The organism is Natrialba sp. SSL1 (genome assembly GCF_001861355.1).
GTDB lineage: Archaea > Halobacteriota > Halobacteria > Halobacteriales > Natrialbaceae > Natrialba.
Window position 1 is genome coordinate 68,902 of sequence record NZ_MASN01000048.1, and the last position, 22,379, is coordinate 91,280.

At 53.0% G+C, this 22,379-nt stretch carries 23 protein-coding genes and 5 pseudogenes; 13 read left to right on the forward strand and 15 right to left on the reverse strand.

Translation table 11 applies throughout. The annotated features are described in order from the left end of the window. Window positions 1–14: 14 nt before the first annotated feature. Complete coding sequence (locus BBD46_RS16805) at window positions 15–335, reverse strand: hypothetical protein (RefSeq protein ID WP_071402839.1); 321 nt, start codon at window positions 333–335, stop codon at window positions 15–17. Between the two features lie 2 nt (window positions 336–337). Beyond that, window positions 338–1,273 (reverse strand): hypothetical protein, encoded by a 936-nt coding sequence (locus BBD46_RS16810; RefSeq protein ID WP_171908235.1) that lies wholly within the window; start codon window positions 1,271–1,273, stop codon window positions 338–340. A 272-nt stretch (window positions 1,274–1,545) separates the two neighbouring features. Here BBD46_RS16810 and BBD46_RS22765 point away from each other — a divergent pair, with 272 nt between their 5' ends. Next, entirely contained in the window at window positions 1,546–2,136 is a 591-nt protein-coding gene (locus tag BBD46_RS22765; protein WP_171908236.1) for a hypothetical protein, read from the forward strand. Between the two features lie 243 nt (window positions 2,137–2,379). Continuing rightward, window positions 2,380–3,348, forward strand: a complete 969-nt coding sequence (locus BBD46_RS22330; RefSeq protein ID WP_139173672.1) for a hypothetical protein — start codon at window positions 2,380–2,382, stop codon at window positions 3,346–3,348. A 76-nt stretch (window positions 3,349–3,424) separates the two neighbouring features. On the opposite strand, the gene BBD46_RS16820 is transcribed toward BBD46_RS22330, so the two are convergent. Next, the gene (locus BBD46_RS16820; protein WP_139173674.1) at window positions 3,425–4,852 is read right to left on the reverse strand and encodes a hypothetical protein; all 1,428 of its coding nucleotides are present in this window, start codon (window positions 4,850–4,852) and stop codon (window positions 3,425–3,427) included. 240 nt (window positions 4,853–5,092) lie between these two features. Here BBD46_RS16820 and BBD46_RS16825 point away from each other — a divergent pair, with 240 nt between their 5' ends. Then, window positions 5,093–5,782 (forward strand): SOS response-associated peptidase, encoded by a 690-nt coding sequence (locus BBD46_RS16825; RefSeq protein WP_071402842.1) that lies wholly within the window; start codon window positions 5,093–5,095, stop codon window positions 5,780–5,782. A 15-nt stretch (window positions 5,783–5,797) separates the two neighbouring features. On the opposite strand, the gene BBD46_RS16830 is transcribed toward BBD46_RS16825, so the two are convergent. Next, window positions 5,798–6,826 (reverse strand): Cdc6/Cdc18 family protein, encoded by a 1,029-nt coding sequence (locus tag BBD46_RS16830; protein ID WP_071402843.1) that lies wholly within the window; start codon window positions 6,824–6,826, stop codon window positions 5,798–5,800. Window positions 6,827–7,022: 196 nt separating this feature from the next. Next, window positions 7,023–7,414: pseudogene (locus tag BBD46_RS16835) on the reverse strand (hypothetical protein). A 123-nt stretch (window positions 7,415–7,537) separates the two neighbouring features. Between BBD46_RS16835 and BBD46_RS22335 the strand changes: the two are divergent. Continuing rightward, window positions 7,538–7,675: pseudogene (locus BBD46_RS22335) on the forward strand (ISH3 family transposase); the annotation flags it as partial. Between the two features lie 331 nt (window positions 7,676–8,006). Here the strand turns inward: BBD46_RS22335 and BBD46_RS21820 are convergent. The 6 genes and pseudogenes from BBD46_RS21820 to BBD46_RS16865 form a co-directional block, all read right to left on the reverse strand. Then, window positions 8,007–8,480 carry a hypothetical protein gene (locus BBD46_RS21820; RefSeq protein ID WP_084777802.1) on the reverse strand — a complete coding sequence of 158 codons (474 nt, stop codon included), beginning with the start codon at window positions 8,478–8,480 and terminating at the stop codon, window positions 8,007–8,009. A 5-nt stretch (window positions 8,481–8,485) separates the two neighbouring features. Next, complete coding sequence (locus tag BBD46_RS16845) at window positions 8,486–8,992, reverse strand: DUF7342 family protein (protein ID WP_071402845.1); 507 nt, start codon at window positions 8,990–8,992, stop codon at window positions 8,486–8,488. Between the two features lie 256 nt (window positions 8,993–9,248). Next, window positions 9,249–9,680 (reverse strand): hypothetical protein, encoded by a 432-nt coding sequence (locus BBD46_RS16850; protein ID WP_171908239.1) that lies wholly within the window; start codon window positions 9,678–9,680, stop codon window positions 9,249–9,251. A 14-nt stretch (window positions 9,681–9,694) separates the two neighbouring features. Further along, window positions 9,695–10,606, reverse strand: a complete 912-nt coding sequence (locus BBD46_RS16855) for a ParA family protein (RefSeq protein ID WP_071402847.1) — start codon at window positions 10,604–10,606, stop codon at window positions 9,695–9,697. 451 nt (window positions 10,607–11,057) lie between these two features. Then, window positions 11,058–12,365, reverse strand: a complete 1,308-nt coding sequence (locus BBD46_RS16860; protein ID WP_071402848.1) for a tyrosine-type recombinase/integrase — start codon at window positions 12,363–12,365, stop codon at window positions 11,058–11,060. An 884-nt stretch (window positions 12,366–13,249) separates the two neighbouring features. Continuing rightward, window positions 13,250–14,438: pseudogene (locus tag BBD46_RS16865) on the reverse strand (ISH3 family transposase). A gap of 77 nt (window positions 14,439–14,515) precedes the next feature. Here BBD46_RS16865 and BBD46_RS21825 point away from each other — a divergent pair. The 5 genes from BBD46_RS21825 (at window position 14,516) to BBD46_RS16885 (ending at window position 17,628) form a co-directional block, all read left to right on the forward strand. Next, window positions 14,516–14,602: an integrase core domain-containing protein gene (locus BBD46_RS21825; RefSeq protein WP_256374999.1), complete on the forward strand. Its 87-nt coding sequence runs from the start codon at window positions 14,516–14,518 to the stop codon at window positions 14,600–14,602. Between the two features lie 112 nt (window positions 14,603–14,714). Further along, window positions 14,715–15,725 carry a hypothetical protein gene (locus tag BBD46_RS22340; RefSeq protein WP_139173676.1) on the forward strand — a complete coding sequence of 337 codons (1,011 nt, stop codon included), beginning with the start codon at window positions 14,715–14,717 and terminating at the stop codon, window positions 15,723–15,725. 66 nt (window positions 15,726–15,791) lie between these two features. After that, complete coding sequence (locus BBD46_RS22770) at window positions 15,792–16,163, forward strand: hypothetical protein (protein ID WP_171908237.1); 372 nt, start codon at window positions 15,792–15,794, stop codon at window positions 16,161–16,163. Between the two features lie 395 nt (window positions 16,164–16,558). Continuing rightward, entirely contained in the window at window positions 16,559–17,068 is a 510-nt protein-coding gene (locus tag BBD46_RS16880) for an IS630 family transposase (RefSeq protein ID WP_071402851.1), read from the forward strand. Further along, the gene (locus BBD46_RS16885; RefSeq protein WP_084777803.1) at window positions 17,065–17,628 is read left to right on the forward strand and encodes a transposase; all 564 of its coding nucleotides are present in this window, start codon (window positions 17,065–17,067) and stop codon (window positions 17,626–17,628) included. Before BBD46_RS16880 ends, BBD46_RS16885 begins: the two co-directional genes overlap by 4 nt. A 124-nt stretch (window positions 17,629–17,752) precedes the next feature. Here the strand turns inward: BBD46_RS16885 and BBD46_RS16890 are convergent, their stop codons facing one another. The 3 genes and pseudogenes from BBD46_RS16890 to BBD46_RS16900 all read right to left on the reverse strand — a co-directional run. Beyond that, the gene (locus tag BBD46_RS16890) at window positions 17,753–18,040 is read right to left on the reverse strand and encodes a PadR family transcriptional regulator (protein WP_071402853.1); all 288 of its coding nucleotides are present in this window, start codon (window positions 18,038–18,040) and stop codon (window positions 17,753–17,755) included. Window positions 18,041–18,096: 56 nt separating this feature from the next. Beyond that, a complete protein-coding gene (locus BBD46_RS16895; protein WP_071402854.1) occupies window positions 18,097–18,402 on the reverse strand; it encodes a hypothetical protein in 306 nt (101 codons plus the stop codon). A 225-nt stretch (window positions 18,403–18,627) separates the two neighbouring features. Further along, window positions 18,628–18,891, reverse strand: a pseudogene (locus tag BBD46_RS16900) (winged helix-turn-helix transcriptional regulator); the annotation flags it as partial. A 464-nt stretch (window positions 18,892–19,355) separates the two neighbouring features. Here BBD46_RS16900 and BBD46_RS16910 point away from each other — a divergent pair. The 4 genes from BBD46_RS16910 to BBD46_RS16925 all read left to right on the forward strand — a co-directional run bounded on the left by BBD46_RS16910 (window position 19,356) and on the right by BBD46_RS16925 (window position 22,019). Continuing rightward, entirely contained in the window at window positions 19,356–20,216 is an 861-nt protein-coding gene (locus BBD46_RS16910) for a hypothetical protein (RefSeq protein ID WP_071402857.1), read from the forward strand. A 178-nt stretch (window positions 20,217–20,394) separates the two neighbouring features. Beyond that, window positions 20,395–20,721, forward strand: coding sequence for a hypothetical protein (locus BBD46_RS16915; RefSeq protein ID WP_071402858.1), 327 nt, complete (start codon window positions 20,395–20,397; stop codon window positions 20,719–20,721). A 209-nt stretch (window positions 20,722–20,930) separates the two neighbouring features. Further along, window positions 20,931–21,257, forward strand: coding sequence for a DUF7557 family protein (locus BBD46_RS16920; RefSeq protein WP_139173679.1), 327 nt, complete (start codon window positions 20,931–20,933; stop codon window positions 21,255–21,257). A 69-nt stretch (window positions 21,258–21,326) separates the two neighbouring features. After that, on the forward strand, window positions 21,327–22,019 hold the full coding sequence (locus tag BBD46_RS16925) for a HAMP domain-containing protein (RefSeq protein WP_071402860.1): 693 nt from the start codon (window positions 21,327–21,329) through the stop codon (window positions 22,017–22,019). Here the strand turns inward: BBD46_RS16925 and BBD46_RS22980 are convergent. Then, a pseudogene (locus tag BBD46_RS22980) lies at window positions 22,003–22,379 on the reverse strand (transposase); the annotation flags it as partial. The gene BBD46_RS16925 and the pseudogene BBD46_RS22980 sit on opposite strands and share 17 nt — an antisense overlap.

Sequence of the window (22,379 nt, forward strand, 5' to 3'; positions counted from 1 at the left end):
CGTCATAATAACCATCAGTGCAACCCGTCCTCTGTGGTATCCGTCTCGGAGAGTTGCTGTCGGTTGTTCCCCTCATTGAGTGCGTTTTCGAGCTCCTCGAGGCGTTCCTCGTGGTCGTCAAGCCGACCCTCCTGTTCGAGATCGATACTGAGCAGCGCCGGCAGCAACGGATTCTGGTGGTTCAACAGCCCGCCCGCGTCGGCGTGCTCGCGGGCGTACTCGAACAGGCGGTCAAACCGGGGCTGGTCGCGACGCCGCAGTGCCCGCCGAAACTCTGCCCAGCGCTCTTCGATGGCCCGCAGTGCATCCCGGTAGGTTGGGTTCGTGCGCCCCATCGCTATCGACCTCCTCTCCCGGTTACAGTCCACGCATCAAGCAAGGGGTCCGCGGTGGCCGCCACCCTCTCACCGTCAGCTCTGATGCCCGCCCCGACACCCTCCGGGGTCGGCGTTGACGGCGCTTGCGTCGTTGGGTCCACGCCGACCTGCGTGGCGCGTGCCGTGAGCAGCTGCCGCCAGTACGCGAACGTCGTCTGGTAGTACGCGCCGTCGTCGACGGGATAGACGAGCGTCTCGAAATCCTCGCCGACGACTCGTGGCCCCATCCGCGTTTGCTTGCACTCTAGGTGGTGGTCGGCGACCGTCGCAACTGGTTCGGTGAATTCGTTTCGCGTAACGAGCACCGGGATGTCGTACCCATCGGCGTAGGTCGCCAACCGGGCGAGAGTTCGAGCCTGAAGGGTTTTCGCGTGGGATTCGCCGAGGGTATCGTCGGCGCGGTACTGGGCGTCGACGGCCGGCGCGACGATAAGGGCGGGCGTGTGGGGCGACGTGTCCTCGTCACGACTTGGTTCCCCTCGACCGGCCGCCCCGGGGTCAGTGGTGGATCTCTGGATCGATTTGTTCACTGCCGACGGGAGATCACAGACGGCGCCGTAGTGCTGGTAGGCGGTGAATCCGCGTGCGACGTGGATTCGGTTGAGCAAGCGCTGGCTGGGCGCGATCTGGGACAGTGTCGTCGTCGTCGCGTGGCCGTTCGCATCGACCCAGAAGGCGGGCCCGTCGTGTAGGAGGAGATGGTCGAGCACGAGCGACTGCAGGATCGGGACGCCGCGGCCACCTTCCACGTCGAGCAGCGTGATGCCGTCCTCGAGTGACGGCAACAGCATTTCGTCCGTAGCCGGATCGGCCTGGTCAGCAAGGGGCCGATTGCGGTCTGCGCCCCGGGTTGGCTGGTCCACCGCTAATCGGTTCGACGTTGGGTGTTCTTCCATACTCGATTAGAGGTCTGCCTTCCCGATAAGCCGCGGCGTGTCGCTTCCGCGTTTCAGGGAACTCGACTGATCCCCCTCCAATCCCGGTACAGCACCGAGTAGTCTCTGTTTGAATCCCGTTTCCGAGAATAGTTCCTGAATCGAGCGTTCTCCGTGTTAACCAACATCCGACTGTATTGATCGCGGCGCGTTGGTTAAACCTACACAATTGCAGTCTCGAGCCTGTCTGCTCAGAATGTTAATGACCAACGCCACGTTGGAAGGGGTGCTCTATGAGCTACCCACGAACCCACGTCGACCACCGAAACCCCGATCACCACGAGTCAATGCATCCAACTCGAAATATCGTGAACGCCCAGGTTGTTGCCGGTGAATTCCTCACTTCCCGGTACCACGATGCGCTTCAAATTGTTCTCCACCCCCTAGGCGATTCTCTGGACACCAAAGACCAACATGCGCTCAACGACCTTGGAATCGTCCATGCGAATGGTTCCTTGAACGACCTATCCCCTATCGTTCGCACATACGTCAAACTCGACGAGTATTGGACGCGAACCCATCGTACTGCGCTCAACGAACTATTCACTGATCGACGTGCTCACGTCCTGAGTTGCTGTACACGGTTCCTTTCTGAATTCTCTCGACACACACTCGAAGTCGAATCTGGCCGTTCCGGAACTGCGCTGGATACTACCCTTGCTCCGCTTCTCGAAAGCGGATTTCTCTCACAGACAGATGATGATAAAACGCCATATTTTGTTGATGAATACCACGCGCTGTATCGACCGACTGAGAGGCTCTTCGATGCACTTCTTGACCACGCAGCTGTTCTCTGTGAGCTTCTGCCCCCGACCGACCTCTAACCGCACGATTCAGAGCCTTTTCGACTCTGTGGAAATCCTCTCGGTCACATACCATCTGCGGTGAAACAGCCGGTAAGTAGGCTTGCGTATCGACCACGGAAGTTCCTGACTGATTTAGATAACATTCGCATCGCTGTGCAAGAGTGGTTTATATTTGTGAGAGAACAACAAGCAGCTATGAATACCAGAACCAGTGGGATCTCAGGTGGAGGCGTGAATCTCACATGCCGTCACTGCGATTCCATGATTGACATTCTCGACTTCCCGGATCTGCAGCCAAGTTCAATGGAACCAGATCAATTTGTGATCTGTCCCTACTGCCAGAGCGGTTTTACTTTGGATACAGGAGTACTCCAGACACTACATCGGACAGGAAGTGTCGAAGGTGATTATTTTAACATCCCGCTCACTCCTGGAGGAAGACAGATTGACGATTTTAACGGAGTGTACGTAGGTGAGACACGCCCAGTACCGATGCACAAAATACACAAGGGCTGTGAATACACTTCGCTATTCATTACCGGAGCAAGCCGCAGAGGAGTAAACGAAGAAAACTGGCTACCTTTCGAGATCGCTGAATCCCAGAACCAAGCACGGCTGGGAGACAATCTTCTAATTACCGTTGTTCGAACTGGGCCTACAAATCTGGCGATCAATTCAACACTCCGTGAGGGTCGAGACAGTCAGGGACCACTCAGTTTCGGAGACGGGATCGATGTCTCGTACCGGGCTACCGTATCACACAGAGAAGTGACGAACCCGACATGGGTTGACCTCTTAGTGGATGCACAGCACGCTATTCAGGAAGATAATCTGCTTGCTGCAATACCCCTGCTACGCTCAGCAGTCGATAATTGCCTGATCAGACAGATGATCATCTATTATCGGTGGGAGGGACACGACCTTGACAGCGCAATTGACGAAGCAAACGACTTAGAAAAAGGACATCTGAACCGGTATACAATTGCTAAACACGGTTTAGAAGAAGTGTCTAATACCCGACTTACGTCTGGTCCATACGCCCAGCTATGGGACGATTTTGATGATGTTGTCCAACAACGAGACTCTATCATCCACTGTGAGACTGACCCTTATTTAGAGGAGCCAGAGGAAGCGGACGTCATCAAGTTATTCAACACTACAGTCGCTGTTCTGGTAGCTGCCTACGATCTCTTTGAGTTTTCTGGCGCTATTGAAACTCATAACGGGTGATAGGAAATGCTCACTGAATATAGGGAGTGGCTTTAATTTGCTTCCACACTCATAGAGACATAGTACCTTGGGAATACTAGGCCACATTTAGTTTCACTTTTCTGAAATCCTTGCCGTCGTAAACCATCTCATAAAACTCAACAGGAGAGGAATCACCATCTTGATTGTTTTCGGAGATGATCTTCATCACCTCAAAACGATCCTCAAGTGAAGTACGAAGGCCAAATACAATTCCCTCAAGTTGGGACATATCATATGTAACCTTACGATGAGATCCCTCTGATTCCAACAGATCGGGGAGCACCATGCGAATTTCTTGTTCATGTTCCCATTTTCTCAGCTTTCTCGTCGACATATTGTGGAAATGCTTCCAAAGGTTTTCTCGCCAGGCATCTAGATCATCTACGATTTCATCCATCATCTGACTAGTTCTGCCATCCGGCGTGGAATGCCACGCTGACTCCAGCTTCGGGAGTGGGAGCCTGCCTAAAAACCGGAAGAAGTCAACTTCTGGCGGTGGAGATTCATAGTCAACAGCATGCAGAGGTGCTGTGATCTCCCCCGAGGTAGGTTCCGAATCTTCCGAACCAGCACCCTCGCTGACGTCCATCTTCCCCCATGACTCGTCAGTTTGGCAGTCTGCGCGGAACATCAACGCGGCTCCTCTATGTTCGTCTGCATACGTAGCCCACATCGGAGGACTTGCACACTCCTTCGCGAAACACAACGTATGCCAATTCGTGTGAATAAGTGAGTTGGTTATTTCTCTAATATACCGGTCGGGAAATGAGTGGTGCAAAAAGTGATATTTCTTATGTTGCAGTTCAATCTGCTCCACCCCCGTCTGTACCGCCTGTTGTAGGTACATATGCGATTCTAAGGGCCTAACTAGCGACGCTACTGATTCTAACAGTTCTTCATTCTCACCAGCCATAGCGGCGGAAATAGCATCCAACAGATCTTCAACGGTTTCAGAGTCACCTGAAATCGTAACCTCAGGCCATCCTTCCGGAATCGCTCCCGATCCCCTCATTCTCTCTAATACAGACTCGAGTGCCGAGCGGTGGATGACCGACAGGATCTGTTTGAGATTGTTCCTCTTCAGTGGCTCTGGCAGGGAAGCTAGACTCGAAGGGACACTTTCGAATCCTTTCTCCTCGAAAAACAACTGGCAGATGGAATTGAATTGTTGGCGACGCTCATCTGTGGAGAGATCGCCACGGGTGAGCTTGGGTTCTATGGCATATTCTTCGAGAGTTTCCTCGTCATCAGAAAGCGCACACGTTATGGCCGCCTGATGTAGATTTAACAAATAATGTCGGAGCAGGTTCTCCCACAGGACTTCGTCCCCTTCCCAAAACACATCTTGATAGCCCTCAAGTGGGTCGTTGAAGTACCGTGGTGAGGAGAGTGCTAATTCCTGCTTCTCAAGCTCGCGGTAGTCGTTATCGCCGTCGTCGCCAATCAAATATTTCATTGGGCGAAATCTGTAGATAATGGTCATAATACTCCAAAATTCGCATAGCTTCTAACCTTTTGCGGTGCTGTATCCAGCAACGTCGAGGAATCAGCGCAACCCAGGGCAGAAGCCTAGAGCCAAGATGTCGAACTACAAATCACGATGGTAAGTGCCGCGTTTGTACTTACCGATCATCCCCAAATCTACCATTAAACGAGGGAGCAACAGAACCAGCCCTTCACATTTCCAGATACGTTGAAGGCTCTCCCGATCGGACCCGGATGTATGTGTGGCCGCAACTCGCTCTTCATCGACCAGGTTGACCTCGAGGCCCGCTTCGACGCCGAGGTCGTCGCAGACGGTGGGTACACACCCCGATACAACATCGCGCCTGGCGAGGACCTCTACATCATCACGAACGAGGCTTCAGACGAGATCGAGGCCTACCACTGGGGGCTGATTCCGTTCTGGGCGGACCAACCCAAGGAAGGCATCATCAACGCCCGCTCCGAGACTGCCGATGAGAAGGGCGCGTTCAAGCGGGCGTGGGAATCTCGCCCCTGTCTGGTCCTCTCGTCAGGGTTCTACGAATGGAAATCTCCAACCAGTGGGTCGAAACAGCCATATCGGATTTACCGGGAGGACGACCCCCCGTTCGCGATGGCCGGGCTCTGGGACGTCTGGGAGGGCGACGACCAGACGATCTCGTGCGTGACGATTCTGACGACGGAGCCGAATAACTTGCTGAACTCCATCCACGATCGGATGCCGGTCGTCCTTCCACGGGACGCTGAGTCCGACTGGCTCGCCGCAGATCCGAAGACCCGCAAGGACCTGTGCCAGCCGTATCCGAAGGACGATCTAGACGCTTACGAGATCTCGTCGGGAGTCAATAACCCTGGCAACGACGATCCCCAGATCATCGAGCCGCTAGACCACGAGCAATCGGACCTCGGCGAGTTCAGTTCGGGGTAGGTCGCGGCCTCACAGTCACTGCATCGGCGATGCCGCTGCTGAATCGACGAGTGAGTACTCTCGATCCCGACTCGTGCCCTCGGCCTCGAGGAGGTTGTACTGAGCCATCTTGGAGAGATAGGACCGGACTGTCCGTTTCGTCCGCGGATCGTCGACCTCGTCCGTATAGTGGTCGTGAATCTCGCTTGGCCCGACTGGGCCGTGCTCGCGAACGATGTCGTAGACGACGCGCTGGTGCGGTGTGAGCGAGTCGAGGCTCGTCTGTTTAATCTGGGCCCGAGCATCCTCAGCGGCATCTAGGAGAATGTCGTCAGTGATGCGCTCGTGGTTCTCGCGATCCGCCTTGCCGGCGGCCGTTCGGAGGATGCCAATTGCGAGGCGGGCGTCGCCGGCGGCTGCGTCGGCGATCCGGTAGAGTTGGTTGTCGTTGATGATGTCCTCGTCGAGGCCCCATTTCGAGCGAGCACTCAGGATGTCGTACAGTTGCTCGTCGTGGTACTTGTCCATCCGGACGTGCTCGCTGGAGCGCAGGCGACTCACGAGGCGGTCGTCGACGCGGCTGAACAGATCCTCTTCCTTGTTCGCGATGCAGATGATCGCGAACTGCGGGAGGCTGTGGAGGTCGTAGATGAGGCTGGGATCTTCGAGCTGATCGACCTCGTCGAGGATGACGACGGTTCGCGGGCCGTCGTGTTGCTGGAGGCGGTCGACGAGTTCGTCGTGGGGGGTCGACTGGCGGTGGATGTCGATGGTCGCGCCGAGGTCATCGAGGATCTGATAGAGCGTGCGAAACCGAGTGTAGTTGCGCCAGCAGTTGACGTAGGTGGTCTCGACGTTGAGGACCTCTTCACGGAGGCGTTCGGTGACAAACTTCGAGATACATGTCTTGCCGGCACCGCTGGGCCCGGTAACGATGGCCGTGTCGGCGGGCTCCTCGTTCGTGATGGGCTCGAGGACGCTGGAGAGGTGATTGACCTCAGCATCGCGATGTTCAACCTCCTGAGGGACGAACCCAGCCCGGAGTACACGAGCATCGCGGATCATCTTTTGTCTGAAAGGCTGTTTTTCTGGCTAGTACTAAAAACGTGACTGGGATGTTTCCGGAAACGATTCAATTAGTCCTATTCTGTCTGTTAATTCCCGTGCTGTATTGCGATTCTCTTTAGGGAAAACCCTGTTTTCCGGGAATTTCCGGCCCTGTCGGAGTCGGTGGGATGAGCCACTGAGTAACGGCGCGTATCTACGGCTTGAAGGCAGTGGTATTGTGCCTGTTCTGCCTATAAGGGGACAAAAAGAATCTCCCGAGTCGAGTTCTTTCGTTTGGGTTGACTGGTCCCTTGTATTTCGACTTGATTTGTTCGCCCTCACGCCACTGCCAGTAGTAGCGATTGTCGTTGATTTTCTTGATTGTGACCGTGGCCTTCGCCGGGACCTCGTCTGGGAGGTCATCGGGTCGTTCCTCGACGTGGGCCTCGTCTGGCTCCGCCTCGAGACGAGCCTCACGTTCCCTGTGTTCGGCTACCTCCTCGGCGTACGTGGCAACGTCACGGAGGCGCTCCGGAGTGGCTTCGTTGAGCGTGTTGACTATTTCCGGGGGAGTTTCGCTGGTGGGGCCGGTGGTTCGTAGGACATCGGCTGTTCTCGAATTAACCAACATGGAACACGTCCCCATAGTTTTGTTGGTTAAGGCGGTCAGTCGATCACATCGGGTTAGAGTGAATGTCTGCTTGGAAACGGTGTGGAACCTGGCGGCGCCGCCGTGGGGGGCGCCGCCTCTGGGAGTGGTCGTCCACGGAGTTCTGTGAGATGGTGGTTCGTGCTGCCTGGACAGCTCTCGGTGTACGCAGATCTGTCCAAGCGAATCAATCACTCGACGACCGGTTCTTCCGGTAACTGTCCCTGAATTGGGGCAGCGGTTGTGAGTGGCTACACTGTCACGTCGGCGGCAATCCGCCGCCGACAGCGACTGTCCAGTACCGAAACTCACCGCCACCATCTCTTCGAGATGGACCGGGCACAGTTCAAGCAGATTCAGTGCCTTGTGGACAAGACAGTGCGGCTGTCGATGTGATCGACTGGAGGTAGTACCGGTTCCCGTGCCTGCTGACTGTAACACCACTCGAAATTTCTTCATATACAAGTTTCGTACTATGTTACACCGTACTCCGGCGTATCGAACTTGAGTTCCTCGCCACTGTCGAGATCATAGTCGATCCGATCATGCTCATGGCGGATTATCGAGGTCGTTTGCAATATCCAAAGAACCGACGTTGTAGCACTCTCGCCAGGCAGCCTTGACTGCTCGAGCAACCGTCTCGACCTCTTGTACATCGATGCACGATTTTTCGACGTCTTCGTCGTCGTTCGAGGCGTTCGGTGATGGATGATAGTGACGGTCGTCCAATGGGGCCGTGTAGCCGTGGTGGTGGAGGTCCCATCGGAGATTGCGGGCCGTGTCCGTATAATGGATGTTATAGTCACCGACTGTTGACCACCTGATATCAAATCTGCCACTCGAGTCCTCCCCGATTCCAGTATTGTACATAATCGTCAGCACATCGGGATTCAGCGGGTTATCTAGTTCTGTTGTTGCAAGTGGTTCTTCCTCCTGGAATATATCTCGGAAATCACATAGCGACTTTCGATCGATGCTCCCCCTCAGAGTATGTGATTCAGAATCTCCGTCTAGATTGCTCATAGAACCTATACCGCTGTTTTACGGATACTGTCTTCAGCCTGATCTAGCGCGAGTGCGACCTTCGCGAAGTTCAGGTTCCGTCGCGTTGTTCGCCACTGTAGCAGCGTCTCCTCGTCAATCTCCATGTCGTTCCAGGAGAGATCCTCTGGGTCATCTAATCCAGTTTCTTCACGATATTCTTTGAGTTCTTCCTGCATCTTCTGTACCTGAGTGAGCAGTGTCTCCGAGTCCACGTTCTGTCTCATATCCTGTGCCTGTTCGAGAACCAACGACTCCCACGATCGCGAGTATAATGTCGCCCTGCTATCAGCGTCGGATACTGTTTCGACAAACCCGTCGTCGGCGAGTCCTTCCAAGTGACTTCGGGCTGTGGTCTCTGCCACCAGCGCTCGTTCAGCGATCTCCGTGGCTGGCTTCCCCTCGTATGTGCGACTCACTACAGACTTTACACGCTGATAGGGTGTCGTGTTGTCTCTCCATTCTTCACGGGCTGCCTCGTTAATATCGTCCACTGTTTAATCACCATCCATTTTAGTAGCGACTACGGAAACAAGATATAATAATCTGTGGATTGCTATACTGAACTATGGGATAGAATGGGAGCTTATGTTGGCCCCCATCCAGTTCGAGTTAGGTGGAAAAGAGGGCGCTAAGCTCCCGTCCTCAAGGAGCCAGCTACTGCTGGCGAGTAGGTCGGAGTAGTCGACCCTCTTATTACCGGGGTAATCACACAGCATTCAAGATTCCGTGAATCAGTGAATCAGTGAATCACTGATCAGCGTCTTGCTTCGCGAGTTCGCGAATCATCTCCTTCGTTTCTTCCCGATGCTCGCCGAACGCCACCTCGAAAACCCCGCGGTAGAAGTGCTTGTTTTTCTCCAGCGTGATATCCTCACGTTTGAGTTGCTTTTTCAGGCGAGTAAACGTGATCTCGATGTCCTCGCTTTGCTCCGGTTCAACATATATTGTGGCTGAATCCCAATCTTCGCGGATGTTCAGCGGTTCATCATCTGTCTCTCCTGCCTCACTGGTCGACGAATCAGTATCGGTCGTGGATGCGGTTCGCTGCTGATCTGATTGATCCTCGGTCGCTGCCGCAGTTTCACGACCCTGTTCTTCCGACGTCTCTGTGGTCTCCTCATCTGCGACCGCGTCCTCCTCATCCACCTCGTCTGAGGGATCCTCGAACCGTTCGTCCATTCCCCGGGGCATTCTTATGCCTCCACCTGCGTTTTGTCAAACGCTCGTTCCATTGTCTCCGCAACCTCGAGGAAGAGGTCGTGCTCTACTTGCTGGTCATTCGCGTCTTCCCATCCGAAAATATCTCGTCCGTTGTCCCACGCACGCTGGATTGCTACTCGCATCGGGAGTTTGAAAATCGGTGCCATCGACGCGAAGGATTCGTCGAAGGAGTTGAGGAACTTTTTCGACTGCCCGTCGTCCCGGTACATGTTCGCCAGGAGTCCAACGATTGCGATTTCGATCTGCTGGTTGTCCTCGATGGACTCCAGCTGGTCCCACAGATCGTCAAGTGCATCCCGTGATGTTGCTTGGGTCTGTGCAGCTAGGAAGACGTTCTGAGCCGCAATGAACGCCGCGTCCGTCAGGACTGAGAGGTCGGGAGGGCAATCGACTACGATAAAATCGTAGTTATATCCATCGTCAACCATCTCTTCGAGGGCGAGTTTCAGCGAGAGACGGGCATTCGCATCGTCCATCCAGTCTCGAGCAAGGCCCATGTCCTTGTGACTGGGAATTAGGTCGAAGTTCAGATGGTCGTACTCGTCGGCTTCGATCACGATCTCTGAAAGACTAGTATCGTGCGTGCGCGGATTGTCGACGAGTACGTCAAGCAGATTCTCGTCATCGGTGACTAGTGTGTTGGGGAGTTCGTTCTTCGGGCTTGATGGATCGTTGTCGTCGCCCGGACCCAGTCCAAGCCCTTTCGTCATGTCGGCTTGTGGGTCCATATCGATCGCAAGCACATCGTGGTCGCGAGTGGCCAGCGCCGCGGCACTGTTGATCGTCGCCGTTGTCTTTCCTGTCCCGCCTTTTTGGTTGCCGAAGGCGATCGTTGGGATGTCAGTCGATGGGGTGATGCCCCATCCACGAGGTGATTCGGCCATAGTTAGATCATTGAATCAATGACTCATAAATCCATGTCAGACACTTAGTTGTGTTTCTCTCAATCTGATTTTGGTGGATATCGTTACCTGAGTGGCTGAGCGTTATGATTCTCTCTTTTCCGAGGACTATCTTTGAATCATTAACTCACAGACCCATTGATTCACAACGTCAGAATTTCACTGATTCATTGATTCAATAATTTCGTGAGACGGGTCTGGTGTTCCTGAGTTCTCTATTCAATGATTCAGCTACTCACTTATTCAGTGACTCAATGATTCCATGAGTCAGTGAATCGACTCCCTCCATGGTGGTAGTGCTACCGTGGATCATGGGTTCATTAACTCATAACTTCCAGAAGTCAACACTTCATTGAATCTGTGACTCTATGATTCATTGATTCAAATATCAACTGAGGACAGACATCTGGAATGGCTTGACAGATGGGTAACGTCAAGTTCTCTCTCCAAAGGCTGCGTTAAGTTGATCCTGCATGAACTCTCGTCGGACTTGACGAGAACGCGAGTCAGATAGGTAATTTTGCATCACTACCTGAGGATCGCTACTACCTTGCTCTGCAGCGATTTCGTTGATACCTTCGAGAACGCCTTCGAGGACTGCAGTATAGGTATCGTACCAGAAGCGACGACAGAGCTGAGGACTCGGACGCTCTCCCTCGATTCTCACAGGGAGATCGGCTTTCGACGCCAAATCTTGGAACCAGTTCCGGATTGTATCTCGTGTTACGTACGGTGTTTCTCCCTGTGATGAGGGGAACAGATACCCAGTCCACGTTTCGTCGTCCGCTAGCTCGTCGATTCGGGAGTCGAACACGTCCATTCCGTACAGGAGAGACACCTCACCGGGCCCGTTCTTGCGGCTCTCGAACGTGATGAAGGGGATGTCGTCTCCGGGAACATCACGGTGGAACTGTGAGACGTGGAGTGCGGCGACCTCACTCGCTCGAAGTCCCCAGCCAGCTAGTGCTACTACGAGCAGCTGTTCTTGTGTTGTCTCCGACGTCTGCATTAGCTTCCGAATATGGTTTGCTGAAAGGGAAGGTGTCGGGGATTCCTCTACTTCCCACTTGAATTCGTCGTAGAGGCCGCTGGCAGGGTTCATCGAGGTAACTCGCCGACCGACCAGATGCTGATACCAGGCGTCGACGACGCGCCGCACACGCTGGAGAGTCTGGGCACTGTACTTGTCCTCGGTTCCCTCGTTCAACCAGTCGAACGCTGCATAGACCGCGTCAACGGCTTCGTAGGCTGGATTCTCTTGACCTCGTAGAATTGGTGTAAGGAGGTCGCCCGTTCCATTTGCCTCTTGGTAAGCACGGACGTAGAGATTCAGCCGCGTTCGCATTGCTTCGATAGACGACGATGCCAGACTGTACCGTGATTTTCGTCGGTTGAGGAACTGTTCGAGGGCGTCGATTGTTGCCTCGTCCGTTGTTGCCCATGTGTAGCCTTCTTTATTGTCTCCAAGCCCGAGGTCCTCGTTCCAGAAATCTCCGAACGAGCGGTCATGATGGCGACGGAGAGCCGCAAGGAATGATCGTGCATTGTGATTCTGAAACCACTGGTGGGTCGGTTTCTCGCCTCTCGGATCGATACCCTCTGCTTCGAGACAGGGTGCGATCTCGTCCCAGTACAGGTCCGTGAAGTCCTCGAGCGAACACGAGGTCCATCGAACACCATCGAATGATAGTGCCTGCTCAACGTTGCTCTCGCTCTCCTGTTCGGCATCTGATCGACTCATTGTAACGATCTCTGGGTGATTCGACCATCCGAAATTGGATTGATGTAGAATTCGGATAGAAGCCTGGTCACGGTCCAGTATGATTGTTCTAAGAGTGGCATTTTGGAGCAGTTCAGCAGTTCAGTTGGATTCTTTATTAGTCTATGGGTTTTGCTGACCGAGAGAGTCAGCCGAACCCACGACAATTTGGGCGAGAAAATGTTCTTATCGGATAAACTGTATGGCGCTATACCCTTTCCGCAGCGGTTGCGATGCGAATGCCGGTCAAAACGTTCACGAAAACGCGACAATCTCCGTCGAAAGCGGGTCATGACTGGTCGAAAATACTTCTCAAACACATCAAAAAAGTGATTTCCAGACCGAACGTCCAAAATAAGGTCGAAAACAGCGCCGCTACCTACAGATATCTCTCACGAGATGCAAACCAGAACGCGAATTAAATGAGTGTGATCAGCTCTTCACCGAGCCACTCGAGAAATCTGGAGAGGGTGATACGGGGTTTCTTTCTCGTTTCAATCACCCCAATCCGCTCCTGGGCGAGAAAGTCAACCAGTAGCCACAGATTATATACGATGCAGCCAAATGGGCTCTGGTGAATCGCCAGATAGCGTCGAGTTGATCCGTCAGAACTAGGGAGTTGAAGCGGGAAACGGCGGATGGTCTATGTCCAAAGTTTCCCGTTCACTGGAAAAGTCGGTACTTCCCGAAGGTCGCTTCGTGAGCTGTGCTGAGTCATGGGAAACTGGAGCAAACGCTGGTGTGGTAGCTGAGTGAAGGACAAAATAGAGTTCACAGGTGAAGGAACCCGCGGTAAGAAGGCTAAATCCGCTGTTCTAGACGAATGCTGTTGCTCACCAGACCTTGCCCAAGGCCGCGGGCTGGCGTCAGCCCGCGGCCGATGCGTACGCTTCTGGCACACCGACGCCGTTCATCTCAATCTCCCATGTTCGCTCTAACTCTTCCTCTAACGCGTGTCTGATCCAGTCAGAGAAGGTCTTGAACGTGAATTCCTCGGGCAGGTCGCGCCCGCCCCGCCGTGGGCGGGCGACGACCGCCCATCGAAGCACAAGCCAGAGGTTCTCCAACAGGAATCCAACCAGAACGAACGCAAAGCGGATGATTGGGTCTTGTGTCGTCGTTACCACCCGTGCTTGGCGGAATACACGGTAGCTTGTCTCGATTGCTGACCGTTTTCGGTAGAGTCGTTCGACTTGCTTCGGCGTGCGATCGGCCAGATCGCACGCCACATAACCTCGAACGACTTCGCCGCTTTTCCCGCGGTCTCCGGCGTGATAGGAGACAGCGACCGCGAGCGGGAATTCCAGTTCCCGCTCGCGGCCTTTGTACATCCGATACTTTGTACATCCGATAGGTCGTCATGTACGAGCAGTGCGTATCCAGCTTCTTCCTCATGCGCTTGCCCTTCTTTTGGACGGGTACGACAGTCGCAGCAATCTCCCGCGAACGGCGCAGGATACGTTCGTTGTAGAAGCCACGATCTGCCAAGAGAAGGTCTATCTCGAAGGGATAGGCTTCGACGCGGTCGAGAACGCGCTCGACCGCGTCGGCTTCCTTCTCATCGCTCCGGACGTACGTCATGGCCAACGTCACCGGCTTCCCGTTCGAGACGAGATACGCGGTACAGTACCGGTGACACGTCGTTGTTCCGTCTTTCGCGTGCATGCGACAGAGTTCACCTTCTTCATCGGCGTACGTTCCATGATAGGGGTTATCGACGAAGTCGATGGAGACGATCCTCGACCGGTCAGGGTCGAGGATCGTCATCGCTAACTGCATGAGAAGGCGGTTACCAACCCGCTCAAGCCACTCCCGGTTGAGCGTATGGAGCCAGTCCATGACAGTATCATCACAGGGGGCGTTGTCGTTGTCCTTGCACGTCTCCCAGATGGACGTCTGGTTGACCGCTGCAAGAACCACGACAGCCCAGATCTCGCCGGGATCGAGGGGCGAGCCCTCGATTCCCGGCAGCGGGAGCTGACAGATGACGTTTTTCGCTAAGTCTTTGACGTCCGAATCCGAAAGAACATCGTCTGGTTGAGGTATGGTGAACACATTCTCTCAACCGGACATTCTCCCAATCAGAGCAACGCTTTAGCTTCGGCTCTCACATCGGTCGGGAAGTACCGAAAATTCCGGAGTTCGTGCATTACTACAACCACCAAAGACCGCATCAAGCTCTCGACGAAAAAACGCCGGTGGAGACGATCCAGAACTAGATCGTGCCGTCCACCGATGCTGTTAGCTATTATACTGTACCTAGACAGAATGTCTATTAAAAGCTAATGTTCAAAGGTTTTATCTTATATGAACATACATTATAGAGTGGTTATGAAACGCCGAACGATTTTGACTGCCCTTGGCGCATCAGCTACTGGAATAATGGGAACGGTTGCTACAGCTAACAGCAAAAATGAATCAGACGGTCGTGACGATATTGGGAGTGTAGATAATGAGCAAGTGCTTCCAATTAAAGCAGAAGGTAGAATGATTCATAGATTTAAACCCGTTTCTGATGATAACGATCTCTATCAACATCAGAAGAGATTCATCAGTGATGATCTGATGGAGCGATACGGCCGCCGCACACTGGAATACGAAACAGAATACGTTGGTGAAGAATGGGTTCCTCAAAATGAAAAAGAAGATAGCACTGAACAAGATACAATTGTCACCCAAAGAGATGGTATAGAACGGACACTTGGTTCTGTCGAAGAACACCGGGTTTCAGAGGAACGACTTCGACAGAACCGCAATGAGGTAGCAACTAGTAGTATTAGCATTGGTGATGTCCCGCTATATCATTACGCATCTGAGTCCGATGCTGATGATGGTTCTATATTTGATAGGCAGGCACCTATTAATGTCGTCTGGGAGGATTATAATACTGAAGTAGTTCAAAGTAATATGGAACTTGGTACTGGAATGAGTGACGAGTGGGATAATACAGTTCCTACTGATTATGTCGCCCAATCTCCCCGATATGCACCTTGTCCAAATACTGATACAGTCTACAGTACAGATGGAGATATACAAAAAAATGAGGGCACTGACTGCAGCCTACTTCCTAATAGTTTAACACAATATCACATTCGTATGTACTCGTTTGAAGAATCAGACATTGGTTCATTTGGACAGGTTCACTGGGACCCGTGTGATCACAATCAGGACTGGGTACCAGGGGGAGACGACGACGACCCATGGAATTATACAGAGGCCCGAGAAGAAGTGGCATCTGCTTGGGAAGGGATTGCCGATGTTGAGGAATATGACCTCGGGAATGATGTGGGAATCCACGCGCCAGAGGATACGCACGACGGGGAAGTTGCATATATCTATTAGAGGATTTCCGATTTCTACCTCATCACCCCTAATTTTATTCACCCTCATTCCATAGGTATTGTCACTATGGTACCAACGAAAGTTATAATATCACTAGTAGTCGGAATTCTCAATGTTTTAATAATATACGGCAATGCAGTATTTTTCCTATCACTAAACCTAACAACGGAAATACACAGACACATTATTGCAGTTTTGTCACTTGTTGTGATTACATCATTACCTGTCTATCTATTTCTTCGCTGGAGACTTTTAACACCACTTCTCGTACCAGCATATCTTACAGCGGGTAGTCTTCGTGACAATATTTCGAATGCACCAGAGGATTTTACAGGGTTCGTATTCGCTCCGTTTATGTGGGGAGGTGCTTTTCTTGTTATACTTGTCCTTGTAGTTACTGAATTTGGACTCCGATCGGTCTTTTCATCTTATCAGTGATGGGTTTTGTTTAGACGCATAGATTAAACCGTTTCAGGTCCTCTTACCGGACCGACATAATATTATCATACTCTTCCAGACGAAAATATGCTGGCCGTTCCCGACTTCAGCCGAGGTTTTGCGCTACATGGCTTGTTTGATCCCAGTAGAGCGAATGAGATGACAGTAGTCACTACCCCATCAAACGCGCATTTGGTCCTCAAGCGCCCGATTTCGAGCGTCTAAACAGGGCCGGTAAAATGAGGAATTATTACTGTAGCTCGTGACGCACATACCCCGATCTGGGCGAATAAACCCCGGAAGTAGTGCGCAAAGCCGTCTAGACTTTGCTTCCGGTACTCTCAATTGATAGTGTTTAAGGAAAACATTTACCGATAAACGTAGTAGAGTCGGTAATGGGTCGGCTCGACGAGATTACGCTTGAGGAACTCTACGAGCTCAAAGAGGAGATTGACGAGGGGAAGCCGCGAGAACGCGTTCTCGCGGCGATCGGGCGCAAGCAGGGCGATCAACTCGATACGTTGGCTGAACGGCATGGCGTCGTTGAGAAAACGATCCGTAACTGGCTCGATCGGTTCGAGAAAGAACCGATCGAGCAAGCTCCCTACGACGCTCCTCGACCAGGAGGCCCAGCAAAGATCGAGGGAGAAGAGCGTGAACAGCTGTTCGAACAGTTGCAACAGCCGCCGACCGAACTCGGCTACGACCAACAAGCGTGGTCAGCGAAACTCCTACTTCACCACGTCAAAGAGGAGTATGGCGTCGAATACCACGAGAACTACGCCTACGAATTGTTGAGAGAGGCCGGGCTGTCCTTGCGGACAGCACGGCCTCAACACCACGAGGCTAACCCTGAGGAGAAGGCCGAGTTCCAAGAGACAGTCGAAAAAAACGGCCCGAACTGAGCGAGAAAACCGTCGTTGTCGTCGATCAATTTACCAAGCACGTCGGAACTGTCCAGCGGCGTGGCTGGTACCCAATCGGTTCAGATCCGACGATAGAGACAGCAACGTCCTGGGAGTCGGTGACAGTGCTGGGCGCTGTCACCGACGACGGTGACAGCTTCTACTGCTGGACAGAGGAGAACTTGACCAGATTTCACGGGATTCGGCTGTTAGAGGCGCTGAAAGACAAGTTTGGTGAGGAGTTAGTGGTGTTCCTGGATCGAGCGGGCTACTTCTACGCGAGGGATCTCTGGGAACACGTGAGCGGAGAGCACGAGACCGAAACTGTCGGAGACAGTTCGGTCTCGTGCGTGCGCGGGGACAATCTCGAAGTGTGGTACTTCCCGTCGAAACTCCCCGAGTTGAACGCTGTCGAAGGGTGCTGGGACCAACTGCAAGAGTGGTTCAAGTACCGCCTTATGCCAGATCTCTCAACGCTGAAAGACTACATTCCACGAGGACTGAGCTCAATCACCGAACCAAACATCTGGCCGTATCTTACTGGCAAAGATTCGTCTTAATCACTATGAGCCAGTGGCTACTTTGATGGGCCCTTGCTACTGGTCTCGGCGTCGTGCGTCTCATCATCAGCGTCAGTGTCTGACTGATGTTGCAACAGCTCAAACGGACCACGAATGAGGTCGATCATCCGTCGAGCAACTCACCAACGTACTGATTTTCCCACTCTCGTCGTGCTTCAATCTCGCGTTGGCCACGTCGGGTAACGCTGTAGAAGTTCGTCCGACGATCTGCTTCCCCTTTCTCGACGAGACCTTTATCGACGAGCGTATCGAGGTTCGGATAGAGTCGCCCATGATGAATCTCTTTCTCGTAGTAATCCTCAAGTTCGTCTTTGATCGCGAGTCCATGAGGATCATCTTGTCCAGCGATTGCATAGAGAAGGTCCCGTTGAAAGCCAGTGAGATCGTACATATACTCTAATTGAGGGGGTTAGTTGTTAAAAACGTCGATGTTTCTAGGTGAATAACTCAGGACACCGGAGACAGATCACTCCCAGCTGTTTCGTCGATCTGGTCGATAACTCTCGTGATCAGACCATGTGGATGATTGATACCACCACTTGGATCGTGATCAAGGACGGTTACCTCGAGAGCATCAGCGCTCTGGATATCACCGGTATTCACGTCGACGTTGAGAATCGATCGGGCGTAGATGATGAGCACGCGCTGGTCAGAGACGGTCAAAAATTCGATATCGAGTGCTGACAATGCCGATAGAAGGTCGACACTTGACGCCGCATGGTATTGTTTCTCTGTCTGTTCGCTATCAGCCATTAGTCTTTCCACTACATGCTACCCGAAAATTCTACGGATCAGTCGCTCGTTAACCAACAGACACCTCCTGGCGGCCGCCCGTTGGTTAATTCGCAGCATCGGTGTCGACCAAAGGGTGAGAACTGTCTCTCAACATGAGATCTTCATTGGGCTCAGAAGATCTTTTCAAACACGGCCTGTGAGATATTTCGGTCTTTTCGAGGATCGGACCGGTCAGGTGTTTGCAAGCAAATCCTCGAAATTCTCGTTCTCATCGTATTGTTCTCGGTACCGCAGTGCTCGTTTCCCAAGCGATGTAATTTCATAGAGCCCAGAGCGATCAGCAGGACCAACTTTCTGGACGAGTTCATAGTCTGAGAGTACTGGAAGGCGGGTATTGATATTCTGCCGTGATTTGTTCGTATGATGCGCAAGATTTGTTGCTACGTTTCGACCAGTCTCCTCGAGTGCTTCGAGGATGAGAAAGTCTGTTGGCTGTCGCAGTTTCATTTCAACCCCCAGTCATGAGTTACGATGATGACAAAATATCTTTGTTGGCCATTGTATACGATGGCAGTTATTTCCACAGACGAACTTGTGTAGAATTGTGTTTTTATTTCCCGACAGCAGTGAAGGAGAGTCAGTACAAAAAGAGCCGGCGTCGGCCTTGTAGTTGACAACTGGTAGCCACTGACTGTTCTGTCTTCAGTTATGATCGAACCCCAAACCCATCATCCGACCAGTAACAGCACAGCAACCGAGACGGTATTCGTTGTATCGTTTACAGAACACACTGCCAGCCAAGCGCGACGCATCCGATACGTCAAACACCAAGGCAAATCGCAGTTCTGGCGCATCGACGAATCGCGCCACGACGGCAGCTGGCAGGTCGATACTGTTGACCCGATCGAGAACCTGCAGTGCCAGCAGCCAGATATCACGGATGCGCTAGCCCCAAAGGCGGAATCGGCAGTATGACACACGCAAGATCGTGTCCACCACACGACGACCTCGTAGCAACGCCCCATCATACGGCGACCCCCGATCACCCCTACGGCGATCAAGCGACTGTCCTGCTCGAGGCAAACGACCAGCATGCCCTGGCCGAGAGACCGACCGCGATTTGCTGTCCGAACTGCGGCGAGGCCGTCACCGTCTACGAGCAGGAGCTTCCACCGGTCGTCCCGCATTTCGACATCGCCTGTGACCAATGTGAGGTTGAGTTGCGCGTCTGGTGTGTCGTCGCGGTCGATGCTGCGTATCTCTCAATCGTCGAACCGTCGACGCTGACGGCGATGGTCCAACGGTTCTGGGACGACTGGCTCTGGGGCGGCATTACAAACAGCAAAGGCGAGCCGCGCAACGACGAATACACGACTCGCTTGGCAGAGAAGGCCTCGGCCTTTGGCTGGGACTGGGACGTCTCCTGTCCGCTGTGTCGGCGTTCACTGACGACTCTCAACCACGACGGCGCGATTGCAAACGGGAGCCTCGACTACCACCACTGGTCCCATGATCCCGACCAGGGGATCTGTCTCTGCCGGGAGTGCCACGACATCATCGGCTTCGATACCTACGATACCGAACTCGAGGATCGCGCTGAAGCCTGGGGGTTCGACTCGCGACATGACCTCCAGATTATCCGGCTTGGGCTTCGCCACGCTGCTGTTACTGGCCGGCCACTCGAGCCATGGCATGCCCCAGCGCTTGTCGACCGGTACAACCTCCCCCAGTCGGTCGAGCGAATCGACGGACTGCTCCGAGCCATCTGTACCGACGAGCAACTCTGCGATGCGTTCATCGACTCGCGGCTTGTTGCTGGCATTGATTGCTAAATTCGACAGCCAGTTTGCGTCTCTCTGCCGTTGTGTCGACTCTCAACTGCGATCTATCACCCCGGACTAGTTAATCAAAGTATGTAACTCGTCTGTTTGGCCCATACATTGATGTTTCACACCTCAGTATGGAGGGTTATGTCGAACTCACAATGGGAGCTTTTGGGCTGAAGAAAACGTGGTGTACGCGAAATTCCCGGAAGGGATGCCAGCAGATCCATCGGAATTCACCCGTGTGAACGAACGGTTCGCAGAACTTGCCGAACAAGAGCAAGTCGATGCCCATGTTTCGATTATTCAGATGGAGAGTAATCTGCCAAAAGACGTCGTTGCAAAAGCCGCTGAAGCTGCTGAAGCAGGCAAATCCCATGGCATCACGAAATGGGCTCTTGTCTCGAACGGGATCAAAGGAATGGCGTTCTCGAGTTCGGTACAGAAAATCGATGGCGTCGACGCAAAATCATTCAAGGATGTTGATGAAGCCACAGAATGGGCATCAAGCTAGCTAGCGACTAATTTTGGATATCAAAAATCGCTGTGAGAGTCTGTCAATACCGTTTTGAGAACTGTCTGTTTGGCCGATTATCTCTCCACTGGTCTGGTCAGATCATCGTTTTCGATTGCGTTACGGTTTCCACAGCGTACGATGCCGTCTTCTCCAGGAATATTATACATTTAGAAAAATGTATATACATTAGTACCCAATGTATGAGTATGGCTGAAGATTGGTCAACAGTGACGATCTCACAGGAGATGAAAGAGGAGTTGCAGACTCTCAAAGGCGAAGATGAGACCTGGGACGATCTGTTCTCGAGATTAGTTACAATGGCAGACCTGGACGGTCACGACACGTCTCACACCCAGCCTGCGGTGGCTCTAGCAGAGATTCAGACACTCCGAGGCCAACTTGATGATCTTTCTGAGCAACTCTCGTCTAGCAAGGTAGAAGATCCATCCCCATCGATGGAGAACATTATTGCGGATGTCGAGACTGCTGCTTACAACGGAGCCAAACAGGCAATCGATGATAGGCGACATTGAACTACTCCACGATCCCACCGAACCTCTAGCCGCCCACAGACCTCTTCTACACCCTTTCTGTGGCGGAAAGTGCATGCAGAATTTCTAACACCAGATCGGATCCGACAACAGTACAGTCTCAAAATCGCATCGGCGCTCGGGCTTGTAGTAGCAGTCACACTCGCCTTCGGCGTCCTTTTCGGAATCCACATCACCACCGGATCATCAACCGGCCTCGAAAACAGAGCCATCGCAGCCCTCACTGGGATCTTGGTTATATTCTCAATTAACCTTGGGCTCGTCGGCATCATCCTCGGCGGCAACATCGCCCTTGCCCTTCGACAGCTCGGGTCAAAAGCCGAAGAAATCGGCAATGGAAACTTCGACATCGACCTCACCACGAGCCGGGTCGACGAAGTTGGAAGCCTCTACGATACAGTTGGCGGTATGCGGGACTCACTCGAAACAACACTCGAGGAAGTCGAAGCCGAACAACAGCGAGCACAGGAAGCGAAACAGAATGCAGAAGAAAAAGCCAGCGAACTCGAAACAGAACGAGCCCAAATCAAAGAACTCCAGCAGGAAGCCGAACACCAACGACAGCAGCTAACAACAGAAGCCGAACAGTTCTCACAGACGATGGCCGCCTGTGCAAACGGCCAACTCAACAAACGGCTGGAATCGACAACAGACAACGAGGCCATGGAAGAGATCGCCCGGTCTTTTAACGAGATGTTGGATGGTATCTGTGACGTCGTTCCAATTTTCAGTAGCTTTCAGTAGTACACCGTAAGAAACGGGTACACTGTTGGACGACTGGGCCGCGTCCATCACTACCATCTGCGTTCGACTCGGGCAAGGCGACAGCGGGTGCTATGACAGCCGACCCACCACCAGTGGTCGCCGCTGCCTGTTCGGGTTCGTAGGCGACGATGCCAGATCCGAACGTGAGCCGCGTGCCAGCGTCAGAAGCGAGTTCTGACGAGGGTCGCAGCACATCGCTCTGCTCACCAGCGGAACGGCAAGCTAGCACGATTTCAGAATCCCCCGTGTAGGAGGACGTGAAACCGTGGTCTAGCTCGTCCGATTCGCTGAAGAACACACGAGCAACGTTCAGTGCCCCGATGTAGTCCCGGTCGCCCT